Consider the following 26,275-nt stretch of genomic DNA (forward strand, 5'->3'; position numbering starts at 1 on the left):
AACCGCAACATCACCACGCCAAGCAGGTGACCTGTGGTGCAGATCACGGACGGTGCCGGTCCGGATCCGTAACGTCCACAGTGGACTTGGGCCCTACGCTGGGCGGATGACTTCGGAGCCGACTCCCCGCCTGAGCGGGGTCGCGGGTGTGGTGCTGACGGTCCGGTTCCTGACGGAACTGGCGCTCCTGGGCGGCTTGGCCCTGGCCGGTACCCAGCTCGGCGGCGGTGTGGTGCTGGCGATCGTCGACGCCGTCCTGCTGCCGGTGGCGGCGGCCGCCGTCTGGGGCCTGTTCATCGCCCCGAAGGCCTCCCGGCGGCTCCCGGAACCGGCCCGTTTCCTGGTGGAGTTCGCCCTGTTCGCGGCCACCGGCGTGGTGCTGGCCCTGGTCGGCTGGGTGATCGCCGGGATCGTGCTGGCCGTCGTCGGCATCGGCGTCGCGGCCCTCACCCGCCGCGTCGCCAAGGACGGCTGACCGGCCCTGCCATCACTGCCAACCTGTCCGCCGGCGATTGCCCCGGTCGCGGGTTCGCCCATTTACTGGGTGAGCACCAGGGCCCCGGTGAACGTCGAAATCCCCGTACCCACGGACAGGAGCGGAATCATGCAGAACGCACATGGTGAGATGCAGGTCGTGCCGGACGAGTTCGACCTCGACGTCCAGGCCGAGTTCAACCCGGACGTCGTCGTCTGGATCCTCGGCACCGACTGCTGCTCGGCCTTCTGATCGCCGCGGCGGGCGGAAAACCGGACCGGTTCCGGTTTTCCGCCGCCGGTTTCCCGGAGGCCGGAAATGGGTGACGAGATTTTCCGGGTGCACGACGGTTTCGTCGTACGCACCCCGCTGCGCTCGGGCGCCGCGCGGCTGCCGGCCGCCCCCGGCGGCCCGGCTCCCGAGGCGTGCCGGGACGTCCTGCGCGCCGCGGCCGCCGAGGCCGAGCTGGCCGAAGCGATCGAGGTCGCCAGCCCGAGCCTCGCCGCGGTCCTGGCGGACGCGCGGAGCGGCCGGCTCGCCGCGCGCAAGCCTGCTCAGCTGCGGCGGGCCGCGCTCGCCGTGCTCAAGTACGACCTCCGCTCGCGGACCCGGCCGACGCCGTTCGGGCTGTTCGCCGGGGTGTCCGCCGGCCGGTTCGACGTCGCGCCGAAGGTGGAGGACGACGGACCGGCGCGGACGCGGACCCGCGTCGACCTCGGCTGGCTGCGGGAGGTCGTCGAAGCGGCCGAACCGGACCCCGGCCTGCTGCCCTACCTCGACGTCCAAGCGCACTCGACGGTGGTCCGCCGCGGTGACCGGCTGCACCTCGACACGCCCTCGGCGGGGCGCCGCGCGGCCGTCTCGGTGCGGTGCACCCCGGCGGTCGAGGCCGTGCTCGCCGAGACGCGCCCGGCCCGTCCTGTCGCGGACGTCGTCGCCGCGTTGCGGGACCGGTTCCCGGTCTCCGACCCCCGAGCCATCGGGCTGATCGCCGAGCTGGTGCGCCAGGGCGTGCTGCTGACGTCGCTGCGGCCGCCGCTCGACGGTGGTGACCCGCTCACCCACGTCATCGACGTGCTGGCCGCGGCCGGGCGCCGCGGTGCGGTCGTACCGCTGCGCGACGCGCTCGTCGCCGTGGCCGAAGCGCGTGACGCCTACGACGCGCGGCCGATCGGCGAAGGGACCGCCGAACTCCGTCGCGTCGTCGCCCTCGCGCGGGCCGTGCGGCCGCACGAGAACCCCGTGCACGTCGACACCCGGCAGGGGCTGCGCGTCCGGTTGCCGGAGGACGTCCGCGCCGAGGCCGCGGCCGCGGTCACCGCGATGTGGCGGATGTCGCCGCGTCGGGCCGTCCTCGGCGAGTGGCAGGCCCGGTTCACCGCGCGGTACGGCGCCGGACGGCTGGTCCCGCTGCTGGAGGCCCTCGACGAGACCGCCGGGATCGGCGCCCCGGCGGGCTACCGGTGGCCGGCCGCGCGGCCCGCGACGCCGGAGCCGCCGCCGGAGCGGACCGCCCGGGACCGCCGGGTGGCGGCGCTGGTGGCCGAGGTGGTCCGGGACGGCGCGCGCGAGGTCGTGCTCGACGACGAGACCGTCGACGCCCTGGCCGACGACGGCGACCCGGCCGAGGTCACGCGCTTCGGCGAGTACTGCTTCCAGCTGTGCGCGGCCTCGGTCGAGGACCTCGCCGCCGGCGAGTTCCGGCTGGTCACCGCGCCGAGCCACGGGTCGTACCAGCCCGGCGCGACCGCGAGCCGGTTCGCCGGGATGCTCCCCGACCCGGACGTCGTGGAGCGGGACGAGCAGGCCGTGACCCTGGCCTACCAGCCGCGCGAGGGGCGCGGCGCGAACGTCGTCAACACGCCCGCCCACACCGGCCGGCGGATCGCGGTCGGCCTGCCCGGGGGGACGCTCGAGCCGGCCGATCTCGCCGTCGGCGTGACCGGCGGCCGGGTGACCGTCGTGCACGTCCCGACCGGCACCGAGCTGCTGCCGGTGGTGCACAACATGCTGCGGCTCGAGGACCAGGCGCCGAACGTCGTCCGGTTCCTGCACGACGCCGGGCTGACCGGGACGCGGCTGTGGGAACCGTGGGACTGGGGGAGCGCGCTCGCCGGGCCGTACCTGCCGCGCGTGCGCTACCGGCGCACGGTGCTGAGCCCGGCGGTGTGGCGGCTGGACGCCCTGCGCGACGTGCCGGACGACGCCTGGCCCGGCGCGGTCGAGCGCTGGCGGACGGTGTGGCGGGTGCCGGAGCGGATCGAGGTGCGCAGCCGGGACCAGCGGCTGACGCTCGACCTGGCCGACCCGTGGCACCGGGCGATCCTGCGCGACGAGCTGCGGAAGGACGCCGGCCTGGTCGCCACCGAGTCCGTCGATCCGGGTGGCTGGCTGGGCGGCCGGCCCGCCGAGGTGGTCGTCGGGCTCAGCCGCCGGACGCCGGTGCGGTCCGCGCCGCCGCCCCGGCCGCCGCTGGCTCGCCGCCGGTACCAGCCGGGCGGGGAGTGGCTGTACGTCAAGATTTTCTCGCCGCGACCGGACGTCGTGCGCGACCGGCTCCCGGCGCTGGCCGCCGAAGCCTGCGAGCCCTGGTACTTCGTCCGCTACGCGGAGCCGGACCCGGTTCTGCGGCTGCGGTTCCACGGCGACCCGGCGACGTTGTGGCCGTCGGTGTTCCCCCGCCTCGCGGCGCGGCTCGGCGAGTGGTCGGACCAGCGGCTGATCGGCGATTGGCTGGTGGCGAGCCACGAGCCGGAGCTGGAGCGCTACGGCGGCCCGGCGGCGATGCCGGCGGCCGAGGCGGTGTTCCACGCCGACAGCGAGCTCGCGCTGAGGCTGCTGGATCTGGAACGGCGAACGGCCTTTTCGCTGGACGAGCTGGCCGCGGTGTCGCTGGCGGCGCTGGCCCACGCGTTCGGTGCCGCGGACCGGCTGCCGGCCATCGCTCCAGGCCGCGAGTACGCCCGGAACCGCGTCCGGTGGCGGTCCCTCGTGGACCCGGCCGGCGGCTGGCCCGGCCTGCGCGCGACGGCCGAGGGACGCGCGGTCGTCGACGCGCTCGGCCCGCGCGACGAGGCGGTGCGCCGCTACGGCGACGTCGTCCGCGAGCCGAGCGACGCCGAGGAGATCCTGGCGAGCCTGCTGCACATGACGTGCAACCGGCTGTTCGGCGGGCCCGTCGAGCGGGAGCGGAAGGTGCACGGCTACGCGCGCGCCGCGGTTCTCGACCACCTCGGCCGCCGGAAGCACTCGTGACCGCGGACTTCGCGGCGCTCGTGGCCGAGACCGCGCGGCGGCTCACGCCCGTCGGATCGGGCGGCGCACGGCCGACCTCGCTGTTCCGCGGTCACCCCGGCGTCGCGATGCTGTTCGGCGAGCTGGGCCGGGCGGACGAGCGGTGGCTGCCGGTGGCCCACCGGCACCTCGCGGCCGCGGTGGCCGCACTGGACGCCGCGCCGGCCGCCGGGCTGTACGAGGGCCCGGCCGCGGTGCTCGCCGCCGCGCAGACGTGCGCGGCGGGCACCGGCCGCTACCGGGGGCTGCGGGCGCGGCTGACCGCGTACGCCGAGGCCGCGCAGGCGCACCGGCTCGCCCACCCGCGCGGCTACGACGTCGTCAACGGCCTCACCGGGCTCGGGCGCGTCCTGCTCGACGCGGGTGCCGACGTCGGACCGACCCTGGACGCGCTGGTCCGGCTGGCGGTCACGGAAACCCGGCCCGGCGCCGACGCCGGGATGGCCCACGGCGTCACCGGGATCCTCGCGTTCCTGGCCCTCGCCGCGGAACACGAGCGGCTCGTGCCCGGCCAGCAGGACGCGATGCACCACCTCGCCGGCTGGCTGCGTGACGTCGCCGGCGAAGACGCCGCCGGGCCGTACTTCCCGGCCTGGGCCGCGGAAACCCCGGTCCCGGCCAAGAGCGCCTGGTGCTATGGCGCTCCCGGCGTCGCGGTCGCCCTGCACCGGGCCGGGACCGTGCTGGGCGAACCGGCTTGGCAGCGGCTCGCGGTCGAGTCCCTGCGTGCGGTCACCCGGCGTCCCGAGGCCGAATGGCACCTCGACGGCCCGACCGTCTGCCACGGCTACGCCGGTTTGCTGCGCGCCCTGCACCGCGTCGGCACGGCCACCGGCGATCCGGAGCTGCTGGCCGCGGCCGGCCGCGTCGCCCGGCGCGTGGCCGCGGGGGCGGACGAAACGGCGGAGTTCCTGTTCCGGCACCACGAATCCGGCGCGCCCGTCGACGTGGCCGGGCTCGTCGAAGGCGCGGCCGGAGTGGCGTGCGCGCTGCTGCCGTTCGCGGGGTACGACGGGCGCGGCCCGTCGTCGTGGGACCGCGTCCTGCTGTTCAGCTGAACACCCGCCGGCGCGTGGCGAGCAGTTCGAGGAGCCCGCGGCGGCCGTCGACGCCGATGTGGCCGTAGATGTCCTTCAGGCGCCGGTACATCGTCCGCTCGGAGCAGTAGAAGCGCCGGGCCATCTCCCGCGTCGACCGGGCTTCGATCACCATCTCGAGCACCGCGAAGTCGCTCACGCTCAACGCCGGCGCGGCGCCGGGGTGATCCGGGGTGGCCAGCGCGAGGCGCGCGGCCTGCCGGTGGATCACGGTCACCGCGCGGGACGGCGGCAGCTGGATGTTGAGCACGCCGTGCGCCCCGGCGTGCATCGCGGCGTATGTCTGATTACCGGAGGCGTCGTCGACGACGCCGATCACCGCTTGCCCGGGAAACGCGGCCCGGAGCGCGCTGATCACCGATACCTCGGCTTCGGTGAAAGCGGGCACCGCGGCCACCGCGCCGCGGTGTTCCCGCAGGGTGCAGGACAGATCGGCCGTCAGCACCAGCCGGATGTCCTGCTTTTCGAGCAGGAACACGTGCGGCGAAAGGGCCTCGCCGAGACAGGACGGGGCGATCACGTTCAGCCGAGCCGGTGATTCCGTCATGGTGGCCCCCGCAGATCCCGAAATATCGAAGAAACGATATCAGGGGATCCGCGGGGAATTGATTGTTCTTTTGTCCGGCAGGTCAGCCGATCTGCTCGGCGGCCGGGATGACGTCGGTGCCGAACTTCTCAAGGATCGCCGGGTTGTGCACGTGCGGGACCATGCCGAGGGCGACCTCGATGCCGAGCCCGTTCAGCCGCTCCAGCTCCTTCAGCAGCTCGCCCGTCTTCTCGCCGTCCTCGCCGATGTCGAGGATGTGGTAGACGGTCTTGGTGATCGAGCCGTAGTCGCGGCCCTCGGTCTCGCAGTGCTGCTTGAGGACGTCGAGCTTGTGCTCCAGCTCCGGGCTGTTGAAGAGGTTGCACTGGTCGGCGTACTTCGCGACGAAACGCAGCGTCTTCTTCTCGCCGCCGCCCCCGATCATGATCGGCGGCCGCGGGCTCGAAAGCACCTGCGGGACGTTCAGGAGCCGCGACGCGTCGAAGTGCGCGCTCTTGAACGGCGCGTCGCCCTCCGCCCACATCTGCAGGATGTACTGGAGGTTCTCCTCCAGCAGTTCGAAACGCTCCTTCAGGGGCGGGAAGGGGAAGCCGAGGCCCTTCGACTCCTCCTCGTTCCAGCCCGCGCCGACGCCGAGGATCGCGCGGCCGCCGGAGAGCACGTCCAGCGTCGTGATCGCCTTGGCCAGCAGGCCCGGGTGGCGGTAGAGGACACCGGTGACGACGGTCAGCAGCTTGGCGCGCTCGGTGTGCGCCGCGATGAAGCCGAGGGTGGTGTACGCCTCGAGCATGTCGTTTTCGACGGGGCCGACCCCGCCGATCTGGAAGAAGTGGTCCATCACGGCGATGGAGTCGAAGCCCGCCTGGTCGGCGGTGCGGACGACGGCGGCCAGGTCGGCGCCCAGCGCGGACGCCCCGTTCGGCCAGGTGAAGTCGGGGATCTGCAGTCCGAGTTTCATAGTCCCCGACCGTATACCTGGAGTTACCCCAGGTGCGTGCTCAGAAATCCCCGATGAGGGAAACCCTGCCGTGCAAGGGATCCGTGACGAACACCGTGTGCGTCCGCTGGTCGACGGCGACGTCGCCGGGGTTGACGCCCAGCGACAGGTCGCCGGTCAGCGTGCCCGTGGCGCCGTCGATCCGGCCGATCCCGTTCTGGCCGCCGTTGGTGTAGACCGTGTTCGTGCCCTGGTGCACGGCGAGCGCGGAGGATTCGCTGCGCAGCAACACGGTCTTGCGTTCGGTGCGCGTCGAGGAGTCCACAATGGACATGTGGTGGATGCCGGAGTTCGCGACGTACACCGTGCCGCTCGCGGCGTGCACCGCGACCGCCGTCGGCTTCGCCCCGACGTGCACGCTCGCGACGAACTCCCCGGCGTCGATGTCGAACACCTCCACCGAGTCGGTGTCGGTACTGGCGCAGTAGGCCAGCTTGCGGCCGGGGTCGACGGCGATGCCGCCCAGGCTCGGCTTCGGGCCGGGCACGAGGGCCGCCAGTGAGCAGCTGACGCCGTCGAGCACGGCGAGCATGCCGGTGCCTCCGCTGGCCGCGTAGACGCGGTTGGCCTGCTCGTCGACCGCCAGGGTGGCCGCGCCGGCGCCCGCGCCGATGACGCTCACCAGGTCGTGGGTGCGGCCGTCCAGCACCACGACGGTGCCGGCCGGCGGGTTGGCGACGTAGATCCGGTTGGCGACCGAGTCGACCGCGATGTCGCCGGGCGCGCCGCCGACGCGGACCACCGCGCCGATCGTCGCGCTCTGCGGGTCCACTACGGAAACGGTCCCGGCCTGGGGATCCGTGACGTAACCGAGGCCGGTGACCGGATTCACCGCGATCCCGGTCGGGGCGCCGCCCAGCTCGATCGACCGGACGTTCTCCGCGCGCGCGACCCCGGGCAGGAACACCGCCCCCGCGCCCGCTGTGACCAGGGCGAACAGGGTCCTCCGACGTATCCGGCGGCCTCGCATCGGCGCCTCCGCTCGTGATCGATTCGCCTCCCGAGCGTAACCCGCGCGATGATCACGCGAAGGAACTTCGGGTCCCCCGATCGCGTTGTTTCCAGTGGGTAACCCACCAGAAGAGCGGGAAAGAGCGGACGGAGGCGAGCGCGCGTGCACGGGCACCAGAACGGGTTGAAGACGGCGTTGCTGCTCGGCCTGCTGTCGGCGATCATCGTCGCGATCAGCGGGCTCTTCGGGCGCGGTGCCCTGGTCATCGGCCTGGTCATCGCCCTCGGGATGAACGCCTTCGCCTACTTCAACTCGGACAAGCTGGCGTTGCGCGCGATGCACGCGCAGCCGGTGTCCGAGGCCGAGCAGCCCGCGATGTACCGGATCGTGCGCGAGCTCGCGACGGCCGCCCGGCAGCCGATGCCGGCGCTGTACCTCAGCCCGACGGCCGCGCCGAACGCGTTCGCCACCGGCCGCAGCCCGCGTCACGCCGCGGTCTGCTGCACCACCGGCATCCTCGACATCCTCGACGAGCGTGAGCTGCGGGCCGTGCTCGGCCACGAGCTGTCCCACGTCTACAACCGCGACATCCTGATCTCCTGCGTCGCCGGGGCGCTGGCCAGCCTGATCAGCGTGCTCGCGAACATCGCGTTCTTCTTCGGCGGCAACAACCGCGACGGGAACCCCCTGGTCGGCCTGCTGCTGCTCTTCGTCGGGCCGATCGCGGCCGCCGTCATCCGGATGGGCGTGAGCCGGTCGCGGGAGTACCAGGCCGACGCGTCCGGCGCCGAGCTGACCGGCGACCCGCTGGGCCTGGCCTCGGCGTTGCGCAAGCTGGACGCGGGCACGCGGGCGCGGCCGCTGGTCGCGGAGCCGCAGCTGGTGTCGCAGTCGCACCTGATGATCGCGAACCCGTTCCGCCCGGGTGAGGGCATGAGCAAGCTGTTCTCGACGCACCCGCCGATCGCCGACCGCATCGCGCGGCTGGAGGAGATGGCCCGCCGCGCCCCCGGCGGCCTCTGACCCCCAGGCGTCACTTTCGTAGGTCTTCCACATGCTGGGACGGGGAATCCACGTCGGGCGCGCGGAGTTGCGCAGGCATGGTCTCCGCAGAGCTGCACCTGGGCGTCGCCATCGACGGGGCCGGGTACCACCCGGCCGCGTGGCGCGTGTCCGCGGCCGAGCCCGCCGCGCTGTTCACCTCGGGCCACTACCTGAAGTACGCGAAGCTCGCCGAGGCGGCTTCGCTCGACTTCGTCACCCTCGACGACTCGCTGGCGCTGCAGTCCGGCGGCGAAGAGGTCGTCCGCGGCCGCCTCGACGCGCTGCTCACGCTGTCCGCGATCGCGCCGGCGACCAGCGGGATCGGCCTGGTGCCGACGGTCACCACCACGCACACCGAGCCGTTCCACGTCTCGACGTCGGTCGCGACGCTGGACTACGCCAGCCGCGGCCGCGCCGGCGTGCTCGCCGTGCCGTCGCGCACCGGCGCCGAGGCCGCGCACTTCGGCCGGCGCGCGGCGCCCGCCGAGGCCGCCGCGGAGGCGGAGAACGCCGAGGTCGTCGACGTCGTCACCCGGCTCTGGGACAGCTGGGAGGACGGCGCGATCATCCGCGACGCGGCCACCGGCCGGTTCATCGACCGGGAGAAGCTGCACTACGTCGACTTCGAGGGTGACTTCTTCAGCGTGAAGGGCCCGTCGATCACGCCGCGGCCGCCGCAGGGCCACCCGGTGACCGCCGTCTACGGCGATTCCCCGCACGCCGTCGCCGCCGACCTGGTCATCACCAGGGCGGACCACCTCGACGCCGTGCGCGCCGCGGCCGCGCGGTTCCCCGGCGCGAAGGTGCTCGCGACCGTCTCGATCGTGCTCGCCGAGACCGCGCAGACCGCCCGGGACCGGCGGCGGGAGCTGGACGCGCTGACGCCGTTCGAGCCCGTCGGCCTGTCGTTCGTCGGCACCCCCGCGCAGCTGGCCGCCGAGCTGCCGCGCTGGGCCGCCGAGTCCGGCGTCGCCGGCTTCCACCTGCGGCCGGCGGTGCTGCCCGACGACCTCGACCTGCTGACCGGCGAGGTCGTCCCGGCCCTGCGCGCGGCCGGCGCGTTCCGGCCCGGCTACCGCGGCTCGACGTTGCGCGAGCACCTCGGGCTCGGCCGCGCGGTCAACCAGTACGCCGTCACCCCGGGAGCCTGAGATGACCAAGCAGATCAAGCTCGCCGCGTACTTCCCCGGCGTCAACAACACCACGGTGTGGAGCGACCCGGCGGCGGGCAGCCAGATCGACTTCGCGTCGTTCGAGCACCTCGCCCGCACGGCCGAACGCGGCAAGCTCGACTTCCTGTTCCTGGCCGAAGGCCTGCGGCTGCGCGAGCACGCGGGCAAGATCCTCGACACCGACGTCGTCGGGCGGCCCAACACGACCGCGGTGCTGGCCGCGCTGTCGGCCGTCACCACCCACCTCGGCCTGGCCGGGACGCTCTCGTCGACGTTCAACGAGCCCTACGAGGTGGCGCGCCAGGTCGCGAGCATCGACCACCTCTCCGGCGGGCGGGCGGCGTGGAACGTCGTGACGTCGCCGGACGCCTGGACCGGCCGGAACTTCCGGCGCGGCGGCTTCCTCAAGCGCGAGGACCGGTACGCGCGCGCCGAGGAGTTCCTGGCCACCGTGCGCGAGCTGTGGGACAGCTGGCAGCCCGGAACCCTGGTGGGGGACAAGGAGAACGGCGTCTTCGCGCGCGACCCCGGCAAGTTCGTCCACAGTGGACCACAGTTCGACATCCACGGTGAGTTCACGCTGCCGCGCACGCCGCAGGGGCAGCCGGTCGTCATCCAGGCCGGCGACTCCGGCGAAGGCCGCGAGTTCGCCGCGAAGGCCGCCGACGTCATCTTCAGCCGGCACGGCACGCTCGAAGACGGCCAGGCGTTCTTCCACGACGTCAAGCGGCGTCTGAGCACCTACGGCCGCGAGCCCGGCGAGCTGCTGATCATGCCGGCCGCGGCGTTCGTCCTCGGCGACACCGACGCCGAAGCCGCGGAGCGCGCGCGGGAGATCCGGTACCAGCAGGTCCGCCCGGCCACCGCGATCCAGTTCCTCGAGCAGGTGTGGAGCCGCGACCTGTCGGCCTACGACGTCGACGGGCCGCTGCCCGACATCGACCCGGACCCGGACGCCGCGCCGCTGACCTGGGGCCGCGTCCGCCACGAGAAGGACCCGGCCGCGCTGGCCGCGAAGTGGCGGGCCCTCGCCGAAGAGAAGAAGCTGTCGATCCGCGAGCTGGTGATCGAGGCCACCGCGCGCCAGCAGTTCGTCGGCTCGCCCGCGACCGTGGCCGCGACGATCGACGAGTACGTCCAGTCCGACGCCGCCGACGGCTTCGTCCTCGCCCCGCACCTCACCCCGGGCGGGCTCGACGAGTTCGTCGAGAAAGTCGTCCCGCACCTGCAGGAACGCGGCGTCTTCCGGACGGAGTACGCCGGGCCGACGCTGCGCGACCAGCTGTTCTAGGCCGCGGCTCCCGCCGCCACGGCGACGGCCTTGACGTAGTCGCCGTAGCCGGACTTCGCGAGCTTCGAGCCCAGCGCGTAGCACTCGTCGGCGTCGATGAAGCCCATCCGCAGCGCGATCTCCTCGAGGCAGGCGATGCGCACGCCGGTCCGGTGCTCCAGCACCTGCACGAACTGCCCGGCCTCGAGCAGCGAATCGTGCGTGCCGGTGTCGAGCCAGGCGAACCCGCGGCTCAGCTCGATCAGCGTCGCGCGGTCCTGGCGCACGTAGGTGAGGTTGACGTCGGTGATCTCCAGCTCGCCGCGCGGCGACGGCTTGAGCGCCCGCGCGATCTCGACGACCTGGTTGTCGTAGAAGTACAGCCCGGTGATCGCCTTGTTCGAGCGGGGCTTGGCCGGCTTCTCCTCGATGGAGACCAGCTTGCCGTCCGCGCCGACCTCGCCGACGCCGTAGCGCTCGGGATCCTTGACCGGGTAGCCGAACAGGACGCAGCCGTCGAGGTCCCGGACCGCGGCCTGCAGCCGGCTGGAGAAGCCCTGGCCGTAGAAGATGTTGTCGCCGAGCACCAGCGCGACGTCGTCGTCGCCGATGAAGTCCGCGCCGATCACGAACGCCTCGGCCAGCCCGTTGGGACTGGCCTGCTCGGCGTAGGTGAACGCGAGGCCGAACTGGTCGCCGTTGCCCAGCAGCTTGCGGAACATCGGCAGGTCAGCGGGGGTGGAGATGATGAGGATCTCGCGGATCCCGGCCAGCATCAGCACCGAGATCGGGTAGTAGACCATCGGCTTGTCGTAGACGGGGAGCAGCTGCTTCGACACCGCCTGGGTGATCGGGTGCAAGCGTGTCCCGCTGCCTCCGGCCAGCACGATGCCCTTCATTCGCTGCCTCCCTCTGCTCGGTCCACCGCCGCGGCCCACCCTACGGGGCAGCGGGTGGAGCCGTGATGGGGAAGCGCTAGAAGGCCGGCCCCTTGCCGAAGTAGGCCTTGCAGCCGAGGTTGTACTCGGTGGCGATCTCCAGGACGTTCTTGCCGTCGTCCACCGGCAGCAGCGTCGAGGAGTAGTTGGGGCAGAAGTTGTTGTAGATGCCGGTGATGTGCACCGGCGCGGGCAGCTCGTACCAGTTGCCGCTGCCGAAGTTGTCGTTCGCGAGCAGGACCTGGCCGTTGCCGGGCTGCGGTTTGCCCTTGGCGTCGGTGTAGATCTGCCCGACCATGACGATCCGGACGCCGTTCGGCCCGCCGGGGAACAACGTGATCGTCTGCGCGTGCTGGAAGTAGTTGCCGTTCGCGGTGTTGACGCGGGTGCCGGGGTCGGTCGGGCTGCCCCAGTTGGCGCCGTCGGGCGAGATCTTGAAGTACGGGTCGCAGTAGCGGTCGCGGAAGTTGCAGATCTCGTAGGCGAAGTAGTACCGGCCGTCGGGCAGCCGCCGGATGATCGGCATGCCGGGGCGCACCCGGTCCGGCGGGATGGCCAGGGTGAGCTGCTTGGTGCCCCAGTTCACGCCGTCGGTCGAGGCGACGCGGTTGAGCACCTGCGCGTACTTCGGCGCCTGCGTCTCGTCGGCGAAGTGCAGCCAGAGCGTGCCCCCGGCGTCGACGGTGAACTCCGGCTCCCAGATGCCGTCGATGTTGTGCGAGCGGGCGGCTTCGGCCAGGAACCCCCAGGAGCGGCCGCCGTCCTTGCTGGCCCAGATCTTGATCCCGACGCGGCGCTGCGCTCCGGCGTCCTGCCGGTAGGACGCGGCCCACAGCAGGGTGCCCGCGCGGAGCCGGCCGACGCGCTGCGGGAGTTCGTAGAGGGTGCCGCAGCACATGCCGTAGCGGCCGTCGGGGTCGTGGATCTCGGCGATCTCGTGGAACGACGCGCCTTCGTCCGTGCTCTCCATGACGGGGGTGAACTTGCCCCCGGCGTCTTCGCTGGTGAGCGCGGCGATGATGCGTCCGCGTCCGAAAGCGGAGTGTTCGAGCCGCACGAGCCGGGCGTAGGAGCCGTAGCCGGGAACGAGCTGCTGCCGTTCGGCGGCGCTCGCGGGCGTCAGCAGGGCGGTGACGAGGACCAGCGGAAGCACGAAGACGAGCAAACGGCGCATCCTGACCCTCTCCACGCAGTGACCGCGCGATTACAACACGCTGCGGGCGGTCTGCTGTGGACGGTCGCGCGGCGTTCGCACGTTCGGGGTTTGCCTGCGCCCGATTGGGTGATCGATCACACAAGGCGACGGTAACGCCGGGGCAAAGCCGGCCGAAAGATCACTGAGGGGGATCTGATGAAGAAAGTGGTGTGCGCGCTCGCGGCCGTGGTGCTGGTGTCGGGGTGCGCGTCGGGTACCGGGTACGGCGTGATCGTGGCCGCTGGTTCTTCTGCTGCTGCCGTACCGGCGGCTCCTCCGACGACTGCGCCGGCCGCTCCGCGTGACGTGCCGCCGGAGACGCACACGGGCAAGGGCGAAGGCCAGTTCGCGGTGACGTGGCCGGCGGACCAGCTGGGCTTCTTCACGTTCGACTGCCCGAAGTGCGCGGGCAACGTGATCATCAGCACCGACGGCGGCGAGTTCGGCCTGGTCAACGCGATCGGCGCGTACAAGGGCACGACCTGGCTGAACACGGAACCGGACCGCCCCACGAGAAAGGTGACGGTCCTGGCGGACGCCCCTTGGACGGCGACGATCGCGGACTACCGAAGCCTCCCGGAGGCGAGCAAGTTGACCTCGGGAAAGGGCGACGCAGTCTTACGCGTCCCGGCGGGCATCACACGCGTCCACCTCAAAGCGAAGACCCGCGGCAACATAGCCCTGTGGGTGCAGTCCACCGAGACCGGCGACCTGCTGGTGAACGAGATCGGCGACGTCGAGGTGGACCGGGACGTTCGAGGTCCGGCGTACCTGAGGGTGGACGGCTACGAGGCGACCTGGACGATCATGCCGTCCTGAGCGGAGGTATTCGTTGGTGGAGATCAGCTTCCTGACCGAATCCGACCGCGCAGGCTGGGAAGTCCTGGCCCGCGGCAAGGACGCGCACTTCGAGGTGGAGCGAGCCGACGAAGCCTACGAACGCACCTGGCGCCGCCTGCTGGACGACGACCGGACCCGCGGAATCGCCGCCCGCCTGGACGGCGAGGTGGTGGGCGCAGCGCACTACCTGTTCCACGCGAGCATCTGGTACGCCGCGAAGTGCTACCTGGCGGACCTGTTCGTGGCCCCGGAAGCCCGCCGGCGGGGCATCGCGACGGCGATGATCGACTGGGTGGCACGGGACGCGAAGGAGCAGGGTTTCCCGGGCCTGTACTGGAACACACTGGAGGACGCCCCGGCACGCGCGTTGTACGACCGGGTGGGCAAGTACCACGAGGGCTTGATCCACTACAGCTACCGCCGCGACCGAGACTGATCGAAGACCAGTGGGTGGCCTCGCGGCATCTCGTCGACCTGGCGAAGCCCGATCACGCCGGGTCAAGGGGGCCCTTTCCGCCTAACGCGACGGGTGCCGAAAACGGCCCCCTTGACGCGGCGTGATAGCCCTTGTGGAGGTCGACGAGATGCCGCCCGGCCACCCACGAACGCGACTTGCATATGAGGCCGGCCATCTCGGAGACCTGCCCGTCCGGCGAGGACATCTTTCCTCGCGGCCACGGCTAGGTGCGCGGCTTCCGGGATCAGCCCGCCGGAGCCTTCACTTACGAGTACTTCAGGCGGACCCGCGAGCACCTCGATCCGAGATACCCGCAGGTCAACCCCCTGCTCAGCGGTAGTTCGTGAACTGCGTCCGACCTGGGGTGATGCCGTGGTGTGGGGCTCTGAGCTGCAGGTTTGTGCCCGTTGATGGTGGTCGTTGGTCGTCGCTAGTTGGTGCCGTCTGTACCGGATTTGTACCCACATACGTCATGTAAGACTGTGCGCCTCGTGATGCCTCATGAACGGAGCGGCGCATGGCAGAGGATCGGCCGAAAATCCCAGCAGCGCTCAAGCGTGAGCTGCTCGTAGAGGCTGGGCATCGGTGCGCGATCCCGACTTGCCGGCAGGCGACACCTTTGCAATTCGATCACATCGAGGATTGGGCGAAGGTCCGCAAGCACGAGTTCTCGAACATGATCGTTCTGTGTGCAAATTGTCATGCGCGTAAGACGGCTGGGAATATTGATCGCAAGTCGATCCATCTCTATAAGGCAAACCTGTCGGTTCTCAACAATCGTTACGGAGATCTTGAGAAGCGGGTTCTTGAACTGTTTTCGATGTCGCCTGATGCTGATATTCTTGAGCTTCAAGGTGGCCTTGACCTGCAGCTTTGGTATCTGTTGCGAGATGAAATGCTTGAGAAAGTCAATCGTGGTGGTGGCATGATTTCTATTATGGGTATTCCGGCTCGTGAAAGCTACAAAATTACTGGCAAAGGTCGAGAATTTGTGTCTAAATGGATGGCTGCTCGTCCGGTTGATGGTGCCGAGTTGGAGCTAAATGAAGATTAGTGGGTGGCCTCTCGGCATCTCGTCGACCTGGCGCAGCCCGATCACGTCGGGTCAAGGGGGCACCTTCCGCTGACCGTGACCGAGCTTCGAAACCGCCCCCTTGACGCGGCGTGATAGCCCTCCGGGAGGTTGACGAGATGCCGTCTGGACAACCACGGACGCAACGTGCGAGCCCTGCCGGCCATCTCGGAGACCTGCCCGTCCGGCGAGGACACCTTCTCTTGGATCCGCGGCTTACCGGAACCCTTCGGCCCACTCGCCCCGGCCGACTCGCGGGGGACCGGCCGCTAGGCCGCACGCCCCCGCGAGGGCTTGGCCGGGGCAAAGAAGTGGGGCCGAGCGGCCCCGGAGGGGCTGCCTTGATCCTGTAGAGAAAGTTCTCACCAAGCCTCCGCCTCACGGCCAGCGGCTCAACCGAGGAGAGCCCGAAGCGCTGCGGCGTCGCTGGCGAGTTGTGCAGGGTCGATCCGGGCTTCGTTGCCACTCTGAGGTAGCAGCGGGAACGGCCTCCCCGGAGCAGGGTCCTCGACGAAGCGCGGCAGTAGGTGCGTGTGGAGATGCGGGACGGTGTTCCCCAGCGTCTCGTAGTTCATCTTGAGCGGCCGGTAGAACGTGGCCAGCGCCTTCGCCACGGTCAACGTCGCCTTCCAGTACGCCTGCGCCTCCGACTCGCTCAGCTCGAATGGCTCAACGACGTGGCGCCCACGCCAGATGACGAGCGTGTACCCGCGCTGGATGTCGGCTCGCTGAAGCACGGCGTCCACATTGGCCGTCTCGAAGAACCGGATTCCGTAGGTGTCTTCGTCCAAGCGTTTCGACTGGCACATCTCACAGGCTTCGCCGCTGATCCGGTCAGCCCAGTTGCCGGGCCACTCGCTCGTCATGGCTGAATGTTGCCTTTGTTCCACTCGTAGATGAACTCGTGCTTGTCGCCCGCGTAGACGTCGTGAGCGGCCTGCAAGGGCCTGCCGTCCTTGTCGTAGTCGACGTCCCACATGTACATCTGGCGTCCGGCCGTGAAGGCCGCTGGCCTGCCGGAGGGCTTCGGCCTGCGCGATCTGCGGCACTACTTCGCCACGGTGCTGATCTTCGGTGGAGCGAACGTCAAGACCGTTCAGCTCGCGATGGGCCACACCACGCCCACGGTCACGCTCAACACCTACGTCGGCTACTGGCCGGACGCCGTCGACCAGACGCGGATGCTCGTTGACTCCGCGCTCGGTTGTACCGACGTTGTACCCACGGGCACCCGAAACCGGATACCCGCAGGTCAACGAGGTGTGTCAGCGGTAGTTCGTGAACTGCAGCGCGATCTCGAAGTCCTTGCCCTTGAGCAACGCGATCACGTCCTGCAGCTGGTCCTTCTTCTTGCCCGACACCCGCAGCTGGTCGCCCTGGATCTGGGCTTGCACGCCCTTCGGGCCCTCGTCGCGGATGAACTTGGCGATCTGCTTCGCCTTGTCCGAGGCGATGCCCTGGATGATCTTGCCGCTGAGCTTGTAGATCTTGCCCGACAGGGCCGGCTCGTCCGCTTCGAACGCCTTCAACGAGATGCTGCGCTTGATCAGCTTCTCCTTGAAGACCTCGACCGCAGCCAGGGCGCGCTCCTCGGTCTCGGACTCGATCGCGATCGCCTCCTCGCCGGACCAGTTGATCGTCGTGCCCGTGCCGCGGAAGTCGAAGCGCGTGCCCAGCTCCTTGCTCGCCTGGTTCAGCGCGTTGTCCACCTCCTGGTGGTCGACCTTGCTCACGACGTCGAAAGAGGGATCCGCCACGTGTCCTCACACCTCGTACTCGCTAGTCAGGGGCACCCAGCCTAGTCCCGGGTATCCCGGTTGACCCCCGCCGGGAGTGCTTGGGTAAGCTTCTCCCCGGCCGGTACGACCGGCTTGGGCGGGTTACCCGAGTGGCCAAAGGGGACTGGCTGTAAACCAGTTGGCTTACGCCTACGGGGGTTCGAATCCCTCACCCGCCACGCCCAACGGCCCCGGTGACCTCGCAGGTCACCGGGGCCGTTTGCGTTAGAAGCCCGAGTTCCCGGCTCCCCTCACCAGCGTGTAGCCGCCGTCGTTGAGCAAGCCGCCCGACGTGGCGCCCGTCACCTTCGTGTTGGCGATCGATGCGCTGCCCGTCGCGTTCGTCTCGATGCCGTACGTGCCCGCTCCGGCGATCGTCACGCGGTCGCAGCTCAGCTGCGTGATCGACTTCTGGAAGCTCAGCAGCACGCCCTGGTAGCTGCTGTCGGTCAGCGTCAGGTCCTCGACGACGATCGGGGCCGCGATGGGTGCCGAGTCCGCGTAGATCCAGAGGCCGCCGATCGCCGAGTTCCAGTTGTACTCGAAGCTGCCCGTCCGCACGAGCGTGTTGCGGCGGATCGACGTCGTGCCCGACAGCGGGACCGGGTTGAAGCGGGTGCCGACCGTGATGCCCGAGCCCGCCGTGACGTTGTCCGCGACGACGTTGTCCTCGACGCGGTTGCCGGACCCGCCGAAGACGCCGATGCCGTTGGCCAGCGCCGGCGACTGGACCGTGTTGAACGTGTACGCGCTCCCGGCCACCGTGTTGCCTTCGGAGAACATCGCCAGCCCGTCGTCGCCCGTGTTGCGGACCATCGACTGGTCCACGCGCACGTTGCTCGTGCCGGCGTCCTTGGCGTGGATGTTGACGCCGTCCGCGAACGTGTCGCGGATCCGCGTGCCGACGACGTACAGGCCGTTCGTGCCCGAGTCGGCCCACAGCCCGACCTTGGTGTGCTCGATCCACAGGTTCTGGATCAGCGACCCGGTGCCGAAGTTTCCATCCAGAGCGCCGTCGGAACCGTTGTCGTCGCGGATCCGGACGTCACCGAAGATCGCGAAGTCGGCCAGCGTCACGTTGCTGCCCGTGCCGAAGAAGCCACCGCGCGGACCGGTGCCCTGGATCACCGACGACCACGGCCCCGCGCCGAAAACGCGCACGTTCGCGACGTTGATCTTCGACGTGATCCGGAACGTCCCCGCCGGGATCCACACCGGCTTGTTCTGGGCCGCGCCCGCGGCGATCGCGGCGTTGATCGCCGATGTCGCGTCCGACCCGTTGTTCGGCACCGCGCCGTACGACGTGATGGACAGCGCACCCGCGGGTGCGGTCGCCGCGGCCGGGGCCTGCTCGGCGTCCAGCAGGTCGACGTCGTAGTACGCGGCCGTGCTCGACGCGTCCTTCTGCAGCTTCAGGACCGTGCCCGCGGGCCAGTCGCCGATCTGCGCGCGCGTCTCGTCGTAGTACCGGTGCGGGCTGCCCTGCGAAGGCACGTTCGTGTACGGGTACTCGCCGTAGACCCAGCTGTAGTTCGACGTCAGGGACAGGTCGCGGATCTTCGTCCCGTTCGCGTAGAGCGCCAGCGGCGCGGTCTGCCCGGCGCCGTCCGCGCTGTCCGGGATCGAGAACCGCAGCGTGACGGCGTTCGCGGGCTTGGTCAGCGTGACGCTCACCGACTGCCCGGTCGCGCCGAGCCGCACCGCGCGGCGGCCGCTCGACTCGGCCTGGACCGTGTGGAACGTCCGGTCCGCGGCGAGCACGGTCCCGGTGGTGCTCCCGGCTTCGGCCTCGTACTCGGTGTACGGCGTCGTCGCGCCACGCGCGGCCAGCACCGTCTCGTTCGCGACGACCACGCTGTCGACCAGCACGTCGCTGCCGGTGCCGGCCAGCTGCAGCGTGTTGACGCCGGCGCGGACCGGCACCGAGACCGTCGCCGTCCGCCAGCCGGAGCCAGACGGCAAGGAGACGGACCCGGCATCACGGCCGTTCGCCGCCACGGCAAGGGTGCCCGCGCCACTGAACCGGATCGTCGCGGTGGCGGTTCCGGCGGAAGCCATCGCGAAGGTGCGCACCAGACGCGCGCCCGCGGTCCCGAAGCCGGTCACGTAACCCGGCCCGGTGAAGCCCGTGGTGGCCGTGCCGACGGTCGCCCCGCCGGACAGGAACGCCGCCTCCGCCTCACCAGGACCAGCGGGTTGCGAAGGCACCGACGGCGTCACGGTCAGGCTGTCGAGGTTCACGTTGCCGGAGTCGGTGCTGTCGAAGGCGTACGCCACCGTGTGGTCACCCGCGGCCAGCGTCACGGACTCGGTCGCCGACGTCCAGGTGTCCCAGTTCGCCGACGCCGGTAGCGACACCTGCCGTTGCCGGACGCTGTCGACATAGAGCGAAAGCGTCATGGCGGCACCGGTGCCGTTCGCGTACCGGAGAGCGAGGGACTGCGCCCCGGCGGTCGTCGCCTTGACGGCGAACGACGTCCGGGCGTTGCCCTTGTTGCCGTCGGTGTAGCCGCCGACGAACCCGCTCCCGCTGTAGCCGGGGTGCTCGGTCGAGACGACCGCGCCGCCCGAGAGCGTCGCGTTCTCGGCCTCGAACAGCGGACCCGCCTGCCCGGTCGCTGACGGCGTGACGTCGAGGCGGTCCAGGTTGACGTTGCCGCTGTCACCCGAGCCGAAGGTGTACGACACGCTGTGCGCGCCCGCGCCGAGCGAGACGGCTACGCTCGCCGACCCCCAGCTGTCCCAGGACGCCGTCGCAGGCAGCGAAACCTGTTGTGCCGCGCCGGAATCCACGGTCAGGGTGAGGGTTCGAGAGGAGCCGGTGCCGTTCGCGTAACCGAGCGCGAGGGTGTACGAACCGGCCGACGCGGCGGAGACGGCGAACGTCGTTCGCGCGGTGCCGTGGTGGCCGTCGGTGAAACCGCCGACGAACCCGGAACCGCTGTAGCCGGGATGGTCGGTTTCGACGACCGCGCCGCCCGAAAGGGCAGCGGATTCGGCTTCGAGACGGGTGGTCGCGGCATGAGCCGGGACCGTGCCCAAGAGAGCGGTGAAGGTGAGTACCGCGACGGCCAGAACTGGAGATCTGCGCATCTGTTTTCTCCCAACAAAGAGAGTCAGCCCTTGACGGCTCCGCTCAAGGCGTTGCCGCGCAGGAACATCCGCTGGAACACGAGGAACAGCACGACGGGGATGACCGTCGAAATAGCCAGAGCAGCGAGGAAGACGTCCAGCTCGACGAACTTCTGCAACGCCGGCAGCCGGACCGAGAGCGGCTGGACCGCCGGGTCGGGCAGCACCAGCATCGGCCACAGGAAGTCCTTCCAGGCGGCCACGATCGCGAACACCGAGACGACGCCGAGGATCGGCCGTGACATCGGCAGCACGACCGACCAGAACAACCTCAGCGGGCCCGCACCGTCGACGCGAGCGGCTTCGAACACCTCACGCGGGAGGTTGTCGAAGAACCGTTGCACCAGAAGGATGTTGAACGCGCTGGCGCCCGAGGGCAGCCAGACCGCCCAGAACGAGTTGATCAGCGAGAAGTCGACCATCGACAGGTACAGCGGAACCAGCAGCACGACGGCCGGCACGAACAACGTCGTCAGGACGACGCCGGTGAGCACGCGCCGGTAGCGCGGCCGCAGCACCGACAGCGCGAACCCGGCCGTCGTCGCGACGATCAGCTGCACCAGCCACGACCCGGCGGCGACCCACACGGTGTTGAGGAAGTACTTGTCGATCTGCACGCGCGTCCACGCCGTCGAGAGGTTGGCGAAGTCGATCCCGTGCGGCCACAGGGCCAGCGGGTCGCGCAGCGTGTCCTGCGTCGGCGTGACGGCCGCCTTCGCCAGCCACAGCATCGGGCCCAGGCCGGCCAGGAACAGGGCCGCGAGCAACAAAGCGTGCAGGGTGCGGGTGGTGCGGCGGACGGCGGGCCGCCGCCAGTCCGACGGCGAGAGCAGGGCGCGCGTCATGACTTGCTCCAGGAGCGGGTGAGGCGGAAGTACACGGCGGAGAACAGGCCCAGGACCAGGGCGAGCAGGACGCTCAACGCGGTCGCGGCGCCGTAGTCGCCGCCGAGGCTGTCGGCGAACGCGTAGTTGTAGACGAGCAGCAGGATCGTGGTCGTCGACCGCGCCGGGCCGCCGCCGGTGAACAGGAACGGCTCGAGGAACACCTGCGCGGTGCCGACGATCTGCAGGATGAACGTGATCAGCAGGACCCCGCGCAGGTGCGGCAGCGTGACGTGCCAGACCTTGCCCCGGACCGACGCGCCGTCGATCTCGGCCGCCTCGTACTGCTCGGGCGGGACACTGGTCAGCGCGGCGAGGTAGATGATGATCGTGGCGCCGGCCGCCGCCCACGTCGCCTCCGCGACCAGCGAGAACATCGCCGTCGACGCCGACTGCAGCCACGGCGCCGGGCTGATCCCGACGGCGCCCAGCACGGTGTTGAACACGCCGTTCGGGCTCGCGTCGTAGAAGAACTTCCACAGCAGCACGGCCACCACCGGCGGGATCACCACCGGCAGGTAGGCCAGCGCGCTGTAGAGGCCCTTCGCCCGGCGGACCTCGCTCATCAGCACCGCGGCGATGAGCGGGATCGGGTAGCCGAGCAGCAGCGCGAGCACGGCGAACCACAGCGTGTTGCCGACGGCGTTCCACAGCTGCGGGTCGCTGAGCACGGCGCGATAGTTGTCGAGCCCGACGAACACCGGGTCCGAGACGAGGTTCGTCTGCTGGAAGCTCATCACGACGGCCTGGCCGATCGGCCGCCACGAGAACAGCCCGAACACGGCCAGCATCGGCAGCAGGAACAGGACCGTGCCGAGGCCGCCGCCGCGCACCCACGTCATCGGGGTGCGCCGGCGGCGGGCCCGGGCCGGGCGGCTGGTCACCGCCGCCGGCCGGGCCGCCGTGAGCGTCACGGCTTGTCCAGCAACGCCTGGGCCTGCGTCTGCGCGTCGGCCAGCAGCGCGGGGATGTCCGCGCCGCGGTCGGTCAGGACCTTCTGCGCCACCGGGTCGAGCAGGCCGTACACCTGCTGGGTGGACCGGGTCGGCTCCGGGATCAGCGGCTGGCCGAACATCTTGTCCGTGTACGGCGTCATCTGCTTCACCGGCACGTTGACGTACTGCGCGATCCAGCCCATCCGCTGGTCGAAGGTGGCCTTGTCGAACACCGGCAGCTCGGGCGAGCCGACGGCCTCGCCGGAGTCCGCGGTCGCCTTCGCGTCGGCCACCGCCGCGGCCTGGTCGGCCTGCTTGCTCAGGTAGTAGAAGTCGATCCACTTCACCGCCGCGGCCTGCACGGCGTCGTTCGCCTTGGCGTTGACGCCGGCGAGCGTGCCGCCGCCGAGGACGCCGGCGTTCGAGCCGTCCAGGGGAAGGGCTGTGACGCCGTAGTCGTCCGCCTTGATCGCGTTCTGCGCCTTCAGCGAGCCGTAGTTGCCGCCGCCGGAGACGTACATCCCGATCCGGCCGGCGGCGAAGTCCTGGTTGATGCCGTTCCAGTCGTAGAGGAAGTTGGCGCCCATGCTGTTGTCGTCCCAGCGCATGGTGTGGATGGTTTGCAGCGCGCGGGCCATCTGCGGCGTGTTCAGCGTCGCCGTCGCCTTGTCACCGGCAAGCTGCTCGGTGCGGCCGCCGAAGGCGTAGTCGAGCGTGGCGAGGATCCAGCCGCCGGTGTTGTCCGTGGTCAGCTGGGCGTACCCGGCCTGGCCGGTCTTCTCGGCGATCTGCTTCGCGTCGGTGCGGATCTCGTCCCAAGTGGACGGTGGCTTGTCCGGGTCGAGGCCGGCCTGCTTGAACAGCGTCCGGTTGTAGTGCAGCGCCTGGCCGTGGGCGGCGATCGGGACGGCCCACATCTTGCCGTCGTCGGCCGAACCCGCCTTCGCGACCTCGGGGTTGAACTTCTTCGCGTACGGCAGCTGGTCGACCAGGCCGCTGATGTCGGCGAGCTGACGGCGTTCGATCAGGCCGCGGCCGTCGGTGAACGGCATGGTCAGGACGTCGGGGAGGGTGCCGCCCGCCAGCTGCGCGGTGAACGTCGTCGCGTCCCACTTGAACTCCTGCGGGACCAGGTCGATCTTCGGGTTCGCGGCTTCGAACTGCGTGACCCGGGTGTTGAACGCGGCGACCGCGCCCTGGTCGAGGCCCGGTTCGATGGACACCTTGACGACGGTCTTGCCGTCGGCGGTGGTGGTGGCGTCGCCACCGGAACAGGCGGTCAGCGCGGCGGCGGCGCACAGGCACACCGCGGCGATCTTCGAGGACTTCATCGTCACTCCTGGCGGATTACTGGACTCGCAGCCAGACGGCTGTGTCGGTGGGCAACTGGGCGCCGGTCAGCTCTTCGCTGGCGAGCAGGACTTCGAGGTGGGACGGCAGGTCGATCGGGGTTTCCCCGAAGTTGACCAGGCAGAGCAGGTCCTCGCCGCGGCGGAAGGCGAGGACGTCGTCGCCGTCTTCGCCCGCCCAGGCGAACTCCTCCCCGCGCAACGCCGGTTCGGCCCGGCGGAGCGCGATCATGGCCCGGTAGAGCGTGAGCATCGACCGCGGATCGCCGTCCTGCCGCTCGACCGAGTAGCCACCCCAGTTCTCCGGCTGGGGCAGCCACGGGGTTCCGGCACCGAACCCGAACGCGCTGTCCGCGTCGGACGTCCAGGGCAGCGGGACGCGGCAGCCGTCACGGCCGGGGTCGGTGCCGCCGGAGCGGAAGTGCATCGGGTCCTGCAGGACGTCCAGGGGTAGGTCCTCGACCTCGGGCAGGCCCAGCTCGTCACCCTGGTAGACGTACAGCGAGCCGGGCAACGCCGCCGACAGCAGCGCGGCCGCGCGAGCCCGGCGCTGCGCCTTCGCCAGGTCGGTGGGGATGCCGAAGGCCCGGCCCACGAAGCCGAACGAGCTGTCCGCGCGGCCGTAGCGAGTGGCCGCGCGGGTGACGTCGTGGTTCGACAGCACCCACGTCGGCGGCGCGCCGACCGGGCCGTGGGCGTCCAAAGTGGACACGATTGCCGTGCGCAGCTCGCCGGCGTCCCACGGGCGCATCATGAAGTCGAAGTTGAACGCCGTGTGCATCTCGTCGGTGCGCAGGTAGCGGGCGAAGCGGTGTGGGTCGGCCAGCCAGACCTCGCCGACCAGCACCCGCGGCTCGGCGTAGGAGTCGGCGACGGCCCGCCAGCCGCGGTAGATGTCGTGGATCTCGTCGCGGTCGACGAACGGGTGCGCGTCCGGCGTCACCTCGTTGGGCAGCGCCGGGTCCTTGACCGGCATGGTCGCGGAGTCGATGCGGATGCCCGCGACGCCCCGGTCGAACCAGAACCGCAGCACGCGCTCGTGCTCGGCGCGGACGTCCGGGTGGTTCCAGTTGAGGTCCGGCTGCTCGGGCGCGAACAGGTGCAGGTACCAGTCGCCGGGCGTGCCGTCCGGGTTCGTGGTGCGCGTCCAGGTGCCGCCGGAGAAGCTGGACTCCCAGTCCGTCGGCGGCAGCTCGCCGTGCTCGCCGCGGCCCGGGCGGAACCAGAACCGTTGGCGCGCCGGTGATCCCGGCCCGGCGGCCAGTGCGGCCTTGAACCACTCGTGCTGGTCCGAGACGTGGTTGGGGACGATGTCCACAATGGTCTTGATGCCCAGCCCGGCGGCTTCGGCGATCAGCTGTTCGGCCTCGTCGAGGGTGCCGAACGCCGGATCGATGACGCGGTAGTCGGCGACGTCGTACCCGCCGTCGGCCAGCGGCGAGGAGTACCAGGGCGTGAACCAGATGGCGTCCACGCCGAGGCGTTTGAGGTGGGGCAGGCGGGCGCGGACGCCGGCGAGGTCACCGGTGCCGTCGCCGTTCCCGTCGGCGAAACTGCGGGGGTAGATCTGGTAGATGACGGCACCGCGCCACCACGGCGCCGCCTGCTCGGCGGGTGTGGTCAGCGGGCTGGTCGAGATGTCGGTGGTCACGGGACTCCCGTTCTGGCTCAACGGTTTCCGGAGCGCGGCGAAGGGTGCGGACCCAGGTCCGCGGCGATTAGGTTTAGCGCTATACCTCGATAGACGGTAATGTCGTCCCCGACCGCTTGTCAACGGCCGGTCCCGTAACCTTGGGGCCCGGGGTGAGCGAGAGGAGTCCGAGGGTGCGCGTCACGCTGCGGGAGGTCGCCGAGCAGGCGGGCGTGAGCATGATGACCGTGTCGAACGTGATGAACGGCAACCGCGCGCGCGTCTCACCCGGGACCATCGAGAAGGTCCAGCGCATCGCGGCCGAGCTCGGCTACGTCCCGAGCGCGTCGGCCCGCAGCCTCGCGACCAAGGCGTCGCGGCTGGTCGGCCTACTGGTGCCGGCCGCCGACGAGGACAGCCTGATGATCAGCCCGCACACCATGGCGATCGTCGGCCTGATCGAGCGCGAGCTGCGCAAGTACGGCTACCACCTGCTGCTGCGCGGCGTCGCCCACCCGGACGAGGTCGCCGAGGCACTGCGGTCGTGGAGCCTCGACGGCGCGATCCTGCTGGGCTTCCTCGACGAGAAGGTCGGCAACCTGACGAAGAAGACGATCGGCGCGGTCCACGTCGTCGCGATCGACAGCTACTCGGCGAACCGCCTGACGACGGGCACACGCTCGGACGACTTCGCGGGCGCCCGCCTCGCGGCCCGGCACCTCCTGGACCTCGGCCACCGCAGGATCCTGTTCGCCGGCCCGGCGTTCAGCGGCGTAGGCGTGGTCCACGAACGCTTCGAGGGCTTCTGCCAGGCCTTCGCGGACGCCGGCGTCGCCCGGCCGGACCTGGTGGAGACGGTCAACACGACGTACGCCGAAGGCCACGACCTGGGCCTGGCTCTCGCGGATCGCCACCCGGGCATGACGGCATTGTTCGCGACGGCGGACATCCTCGCGGTCGGCATCGTCCACGGCCTGACCGAGGCGGGCGCACGCGTCCCGGAGGACATCTCGGTGGTCGGCTTCGACGACCTCGACCTCTGCAACTACGTCACACCGAAGCTGACGACGGTGTCGCAGGACATCGCCCGCAAAGCGTCGACGGCGGTGTCCATCCTGATGGACTCGATCGAGAAGAGCGAACGCCCGAAGCACCCGGTGACGATCGACGTCTCCCTGGTCGAACGCGAGTCGACCGCCCCGGTCCGGACATAGGGA

Annotated in this window: 24 protein-coding genes, 1 tRNA gene and 1 pseudogene; 13 read left to right on the top strand and 13 right to left on the bottom strand. The window is 70.5% G+C overall.

The genetic code is table 11. The features are described 5' to 3' along the window. Positions 1 to 106 precede the first annotated feature (106 nt). From MUY22_RS15390 to MUY22_RS15400, 4 genes are all read left to right on the top strand, one after another. Positions 107 to 475, top strand: coding sequence for a YrdB family protein (locus MUY22_RS15390; protein ID WP_247060423.1), 369 nt, complete (start codon positions 107 to 109; stop codon positions 473 to 475). A 129-nt stretch (positions 476 to 604) separates the two neighbouring features. After that, positions 605 to 727, top strand: coding sequence for a hypothetical protein (locus MUY22_RS49460; RefSeq protein WP_256475932.1), 123 nt, complete (start codon positions 605 to 607; stop codon positions 725 to 727). 66 nt (positions 728 to 793) lie between these two features. Then, the gene (locus MUY22_RS15395; RefSeq protein WP_247060425.1) at positions 794 to 3,730 is read left to right on the top strand and encodes a lantibiotic dehydratase; all 2,937 of its coding nucleotides are present in this window, start codon (positions 794 to 796) and stop codon (positions 3,728 to 3,730) included. After that, entirely contained in the window at positions 3,727 to 4,827 is a 1,101-nt protein-coding gene (locus tag MUY22_RS15400) for a lanthionine synthetase C family protein (RefSeq protein ID WP_247060427.1), read from the top strand. Before MUY22_RS15395 ends, MUY22_RS15400 begins: the two co-directional genes overlap by 4 nt. Here MUY22_RS15400 and MUY22_RS15405 read toward each other — a convergent pair. The 3 genes from MUY22_RS15405 to MUY22_RS15415 form a co-directional block, all read right to left on the bottom strand. Further along, a complete protein-coding gene (locus tag MUY22_RS15405) occupies positions 4,820 to 5,413 on the bottom strand; it encodes a hypothetical protein (RefSeq protein WP_247060429.1) in 594 nt (197 codons plus the stop codon). The genes MUY22_RS15400 and MUY22_RS15405 overlap by 8 nt on opposite strands. Before the next feature lie 82 nt (positions 5,414 to 5,495). Then, entirely contained in the window at positions 5,496 to 6,371 is an 876-nt protein-coding gene (locus MUY22_RS15410) for an LLM class F420-dependent oxidoreductase (protein WP_247060430.1), read from the bottom strand. Positions 6,372 to 6,411: 40 nt separating this feature from the next. Then, entirely contained in the window at positions 6,412 to 7,380 is a 969-nt protein-coding gene (locus MUY22_RS15415) for a YncE family protein (protein ID WP_247060431.1), read from the bottom strand. A 144-nt stretch (positions 7,381 to 7,524) separates the two neighbouring features. Between MUY22_RS15415 and htpX the strand changes: the two genes are divergently transcribed. The 3 genes from htpX (at position 7,525) to MUY22_RS15430 (ending at position 10,869) form a co-directional block, all read left to right on the top strand. Continuing rightward, positions 7,525 to 8,385, top strand: coding sequence for a zinc metalloprotease HtpX (gene htpX, locus MUY22_RS15420; RefSeq protein ID WP_247060432.1), 861 nt, complete (start codon positions 7,525 to 7,527; stop codon positions 8,383 to 8,385). A 77-nt stretch (positions 8,386 to 8,462) separates the two neighbouring features. Next, on the top strand, positions 8,463 to 9,557 hold the full coding sequence (locus MUY22_RS15425) for an LLM class flavin-dependent oxidoreductase (RefSeq protein ID WP_247060433.1): 1,095 nt from the start codon (positions 8,463 to 8,465) through the stop codon (positions 9,555 to 9,557). Between the two features lies 1 nt (position 9,558). Then, on the top strand, positions 9,559 to 10,869 hold the full coding sequence (locus tag MUY22_RS15430; RefSeq protein WP_247060434.1) for an NtaA/DmoA family FMN-dependent monooxygenase: 1,311 nt from the start codon (positions 9,559 to 9,561) through the stop codon (positions 10,867 to 10,869). On the opposite strand, the gene rfbA is transcribed toward MUY22_RS15430, so the two are convergent. After that, on the bottom strand, positions 10,866 to 11,747 hold the full coding sequence (gene rfbA / locus MUY22_RS15435; RefSeq protein ID WP_247060435.1) for a glucose-1-phosphate thymidylyltransferase RfbA: 882 nt from the start codon (positions 11,745 to 11,747) through the stop codon (positions 10,866 to 10,868). The two genes, MUY22_RS15430 and rfbA, sit on opposite strands and share 4 nt — an antisense overlap. Positions 11,748 to 11,823: 76 nt before the next feature. Further along, positions 11,824 to 12,960, bottom strand: a complete 1,137-nt coding sequence (locus MUY22_RS15440) for a sialidase family protein (protein WP_247060437.1) — start codon at positions 12,958 to 12,960, stop codon at positions 11,824 to 11,826. Between the two features lie 177 nt (positions 12,961 to 13,137). Between MUY22_RS15440 and MUY22_RS15445 the strand changes: the two genes are divergently transcribed. The 3 genes from MUY22_RS15445 to MUY22_RS15455 all read left to right on the top strand — a co-directional run bounded on the left by MUY22_RS15445 (position 13,138) and on the right by MUY22_RS15455 (position 15,332). Beyond that, a complete protein-coding gene (locus MUY22_RS15445; protein WP_247060439.1) occupies positions 13,138 to 13,800 on the top strand; it encodes a hypothetical protein in 663 nt (220 codons plus the stop codon). A 16-nt stretch (positions 13,801 to 13,816) separates the two neighbouring features. Further along, positions 13,817 to 14,257 carry a GNAT family N-acetyltransferase gene (locus MUY22_RS15450; RefSeq protein ID WP_247060441.1) on the top strand — a complete coding sequence of 147 codons (441 nt, stop codon included), beginning with the start codon at positions 13,817 to 13,819 and terminating at the stop codon, positions 14,255 to 14,257. A gap of 538 nt (positions 14,258 to 14,795) precedes the next feature. Beyond that, positions 14,796 to 15,332 (top strand): HNH endonuclease, encoded by a 537-nt coding sequence (locus tag MUY22_RS15455; protein WP_247060443.1) that lies wholly within the window; start codon positions 14,796 to 14,798, stop codon positions 15,330 to 15,332. 410 nt (positions 15,333 to 15,742) lie between these two features. Here the strand turns inward: MUY22_RS15455 and MUY22_RS15460 are convergent, their stop codons facing one another. Next, complete coding sequence (locus MUY22_RS15460; protein WP_247060444.1) at positions 15,743 to 16,216, bottom strand: HIT family protein; 474 nt, start codon at positions 16,214 to 16,216, stop codon at positions 15,743 to 15,745. Beyond that, positions 16,213 to 16,335 (bottom strand): hypothetical protein, encoded by a 123-nt coding sequence (locus tag MUY22_RS49465; RefSeq protein ID WP_256475934.1) that lies wholly within the window; start codon positions 16,333 to 16,335, stop codon positions 16,213 to 16,215. Before MUY22_RS49465 ends, MUY22_RS15460 begins: the two co-directional genes overlap by 4 nt. Here MUY22_RS49465 and MUY22_RS15465 point away from each other — a divergent pair. Beyond that, positions 16,328 to 16,438, top strand: a pseudogene (locus tag MUY22_RS15465) (hypothetical protein); the annotation flags it as partial. The gene MUY22_RS49465 and the pseudogene MUY22_RS15465 overlap by 8 nt on opposite strands. 177 nt (positions 16,439 to 16,615) lie before the next feature. Here the strand turns inward: MUY22_RS15465 and MUY22_RS15470 are convergent. Further along, positions 16,616 to 17,107 carry a YajQ family cyclic di-GMP-binding protein gene (locus tag MUY22_RS15470; protein WP_247060445.1) on the bottom strand — a complete coding sequence of 164 codons (492 nt, stop codon included), beginning with the start codon at positions 17,105 to 17,107 and terminating at the stop codon, positions 16,616 to 16,618. A 117-nt stretch (positions 17,108 to 17,224) separates the two neighbouring features. Between MUY22_RS15470 and MUY22_RS15475 the strand changes: the two genes are divergently transcribed. Then, positions 17,225 to 17,307 (top strand) — tRNA-Tyr (locus tag MUY22_RS15475). A gap of 46 nt (positions 17,308 to 17,353) precedes the next feature. On the opposite strand, the gene MUY22_RS15480 is transcribed toward MUY22_RS15475, so the two are convergent. From MUY22_RS15480 to MUY22_RS15500, 5 genes are read right to left on the bottom strand one after another with little or no spacing between them, the layout of a single operon-like run. Continuing rightward, a complete protein-coding gene (locus tag MUY22_RS15480; RefSeq protein WP_247060446.1) occupies positions 17,354 to 20,221 on the bottom strand; it encodes a carbohydrate-binding protein in 2,868 nt (955 codons plus the stop codon). Positions 20,222 to 20,244: 23 nt separating this feature from the next. Beyond that, positions 20,245 to 21,105 (bottom strand): carbohydrate ABC transporter permease, encoded by an 861-nt coding sequence (locus MUY22_RS15485; RefSeq protein WP_247060447.1) that lies wholly within the window; start codon positions 21,103 to 21,105, stop codon positions 20,245 to 20,247. Beyond that, positions 21,102 to 22,058, bottom strand: coding sequence for a carbohydrate ABC transporter permease (locus MUY22_RS15490; protein WP_247060448.1), 957 nt, complete (start codon positions 22,056 to 22,058; stop codon positions 21,102 to 21,104). Before MUY22_RS15490 ends, MUY22_RS15485 begins: the two co-directional genes overlap by 4 nt. After that, positions 22,055 to 23,410, bottom strand: a complete 1,356-nt coding sequence (locus MUY22_RS15495; RefSeq protein WP_247060449.1) for an ABC transporter substrate-binding protein — start codon at positions 23,408 to 23,410, stop codon at positions 22,055 to 22,057. Before MUY22_RS15495 ends, MUY22_RS15490 begins: the two co-directional genes overlap by 4 nt. 16 nt (positions 23,411 to 23,426) lie before the next feature. Next, positions 23,427 to 25,079, bottom strand: coding sequence for a glycoside hydrolase family 13 protein (locus MUY22_RS15500; RefSeq protein WP_247060450.1), 1,653 nt, complete (start codon positions 25,077 to 25,079; stop codon positions 23,427 to 23,429). A 173-nt stretch (positions 25,080 to 25,252) separates the two neighbouring features. Between MUY22_RS15500 and MUY22_RS15505 the strand changes: the two genes are divergently transcribed. Continuing rightward, on the top strand, positions 25,253 to 26,272 hold the full coding sequence (locus MUY22_RS15505) for a LacI family DNA-binding transcriptional regulator (RefSeq protein WP_247060451.1): 1,020 nt from the start codon (positions 25,253 to 25,255) through the stop codon (positions 26,270 to 26,272). The last annotated feature ends 3 nt before the right edge of the window (positions 26,273 to 26,275 follow it).

The sequence above is a fragment of the Amycolatopsis sp. WQ 127309 genome (genome assembly GCF_023023025.1).
Lineage (GTDB): Bacteria > Actinomycetota > Actinomycetes > Mycobacteriales > Pseudonocardiaceae > Amycolatopsis.

Bases quoted from the DNA above. Each gene is read 5' to 3' on its own strand.
- MUY22_RS15390 (WP_247060423.1), top strand. From the start codon at position 107: ATGACTTCGGAGCCGACTCCCCGCCTGAGCGGGGTCGCGGGTGTGGTG.
- MUY22_RS49460 (WP_256475932.1), top strand. From the start codon at position 605: ATGCAGAACGCACATGGTGAGATGCAGGTCGTGCCGGACGAGTTCGAC.
- MUY22_RS15395 (WP_247060425.1), top strand. From the start codon at position 794: ATGGGTGACGAGATTTTCCGGGTGCACGACGGTTTCGTCGTACGCACC.
- MUY22_RS15405 (WP_247060429.1), bottom strand. From the start codon at position 5,413: ATGACGGAATCACCGGCTCGGCTGAACGTGATCGCCCCGTCCTGTCTC.
- MUY22_RS15410 (WP_247060430.1), bottom strand. From the start codon at position 6,371: ATGAAACTCGGACTGCAGATCCCCGACTTCACCTGGCCGAACGGGGCG.
- MUY22_RS15415 (WP_247060431.1), bottom strand. From the start codon at position 7,380: ATGCGAGGCCGCCGGATACGTCGGAGGACCCTGTTCGCCCTGGTCACA.
- MUY22_RS15425 (WP_247060433.1), top strand. From the start codon at position 8,463: ATGGTCTCCGCAGAGCTGCACCTGGGCGTCGCCATCGACGGGGCCGGG.
- MUY22_RS15430 (WP_247060434.1), top strand. From the start codon at position 9,559: ATGACCAAGCAGATCAAGCTCGCCGCGTACTTCCCCGGCGTCAACAAC.
- rfbA (WP_247060435.1), bottom strand. From the start codon at position 11,747: ATGAAGGGCATCGTGCTGGCCGGAGGCAGCGGGACACGCTTGCACCCG.
- MUY22_RS15440 (WP_247060437.1), bottom strand. From the start codon at position 12,960: ATGCGCCGTTTGCTCGTCTTCGTGCTTCCGCTGGTCCTCGTCACCGCC.
- MUY22_RS15445 (WP_247060439.1), top strand. From the start codon at position 13,138: ATGAAGAAAGTGGTGTGCGCGCTCGCGGCCGTGGTGCTGGTGTCGGGG.
- MUY22_RS15455 (WP_247060443.1), top strand. From the start codon at position 14,796: ATGGCAGAGGATCGGCCGAAAATCCCAGCAGCGCTCAAGCGTGAGCTG.
- MUY22_RS15460 (WP_247060444.1), bottom strand. From the start codon at position 16,216: ATGACGAGCGAGTGGCCCGGCAACTGGGCTGACCGGATCAGCGGCGAA.
- MUY22_RS49465 (WP_256475934.1), bottom strand. From the start codon at position 16,335: ATGTACATGTGGGACGTCGACTACGACAAGGACGGCAGGCCCTTGCAG.
- MUY22_RS15480 (WP_247060446.1), bottom strand. From the start codon at position 20,221: ATGCGCAGATCTCCAGTTCTGGCCGTCGCGGTACTCACCTTCACCGCT.
- MUY22_RS15485 (WP_247060447.1), bottom strand. From the start codon at position 21,105: ATGACGCGCGCCCTGCTCTCGCCGTCGGACTGGCGGCGGCCCGCCGTC.
- MUY22_RS15495 (WP_247060449.1), bottom strand. From the start codon at position 23,410: ATGAAGTCCTCGAAGATCGCCGCGGTGTGCCTGTGCGCCGCCGCCGCG.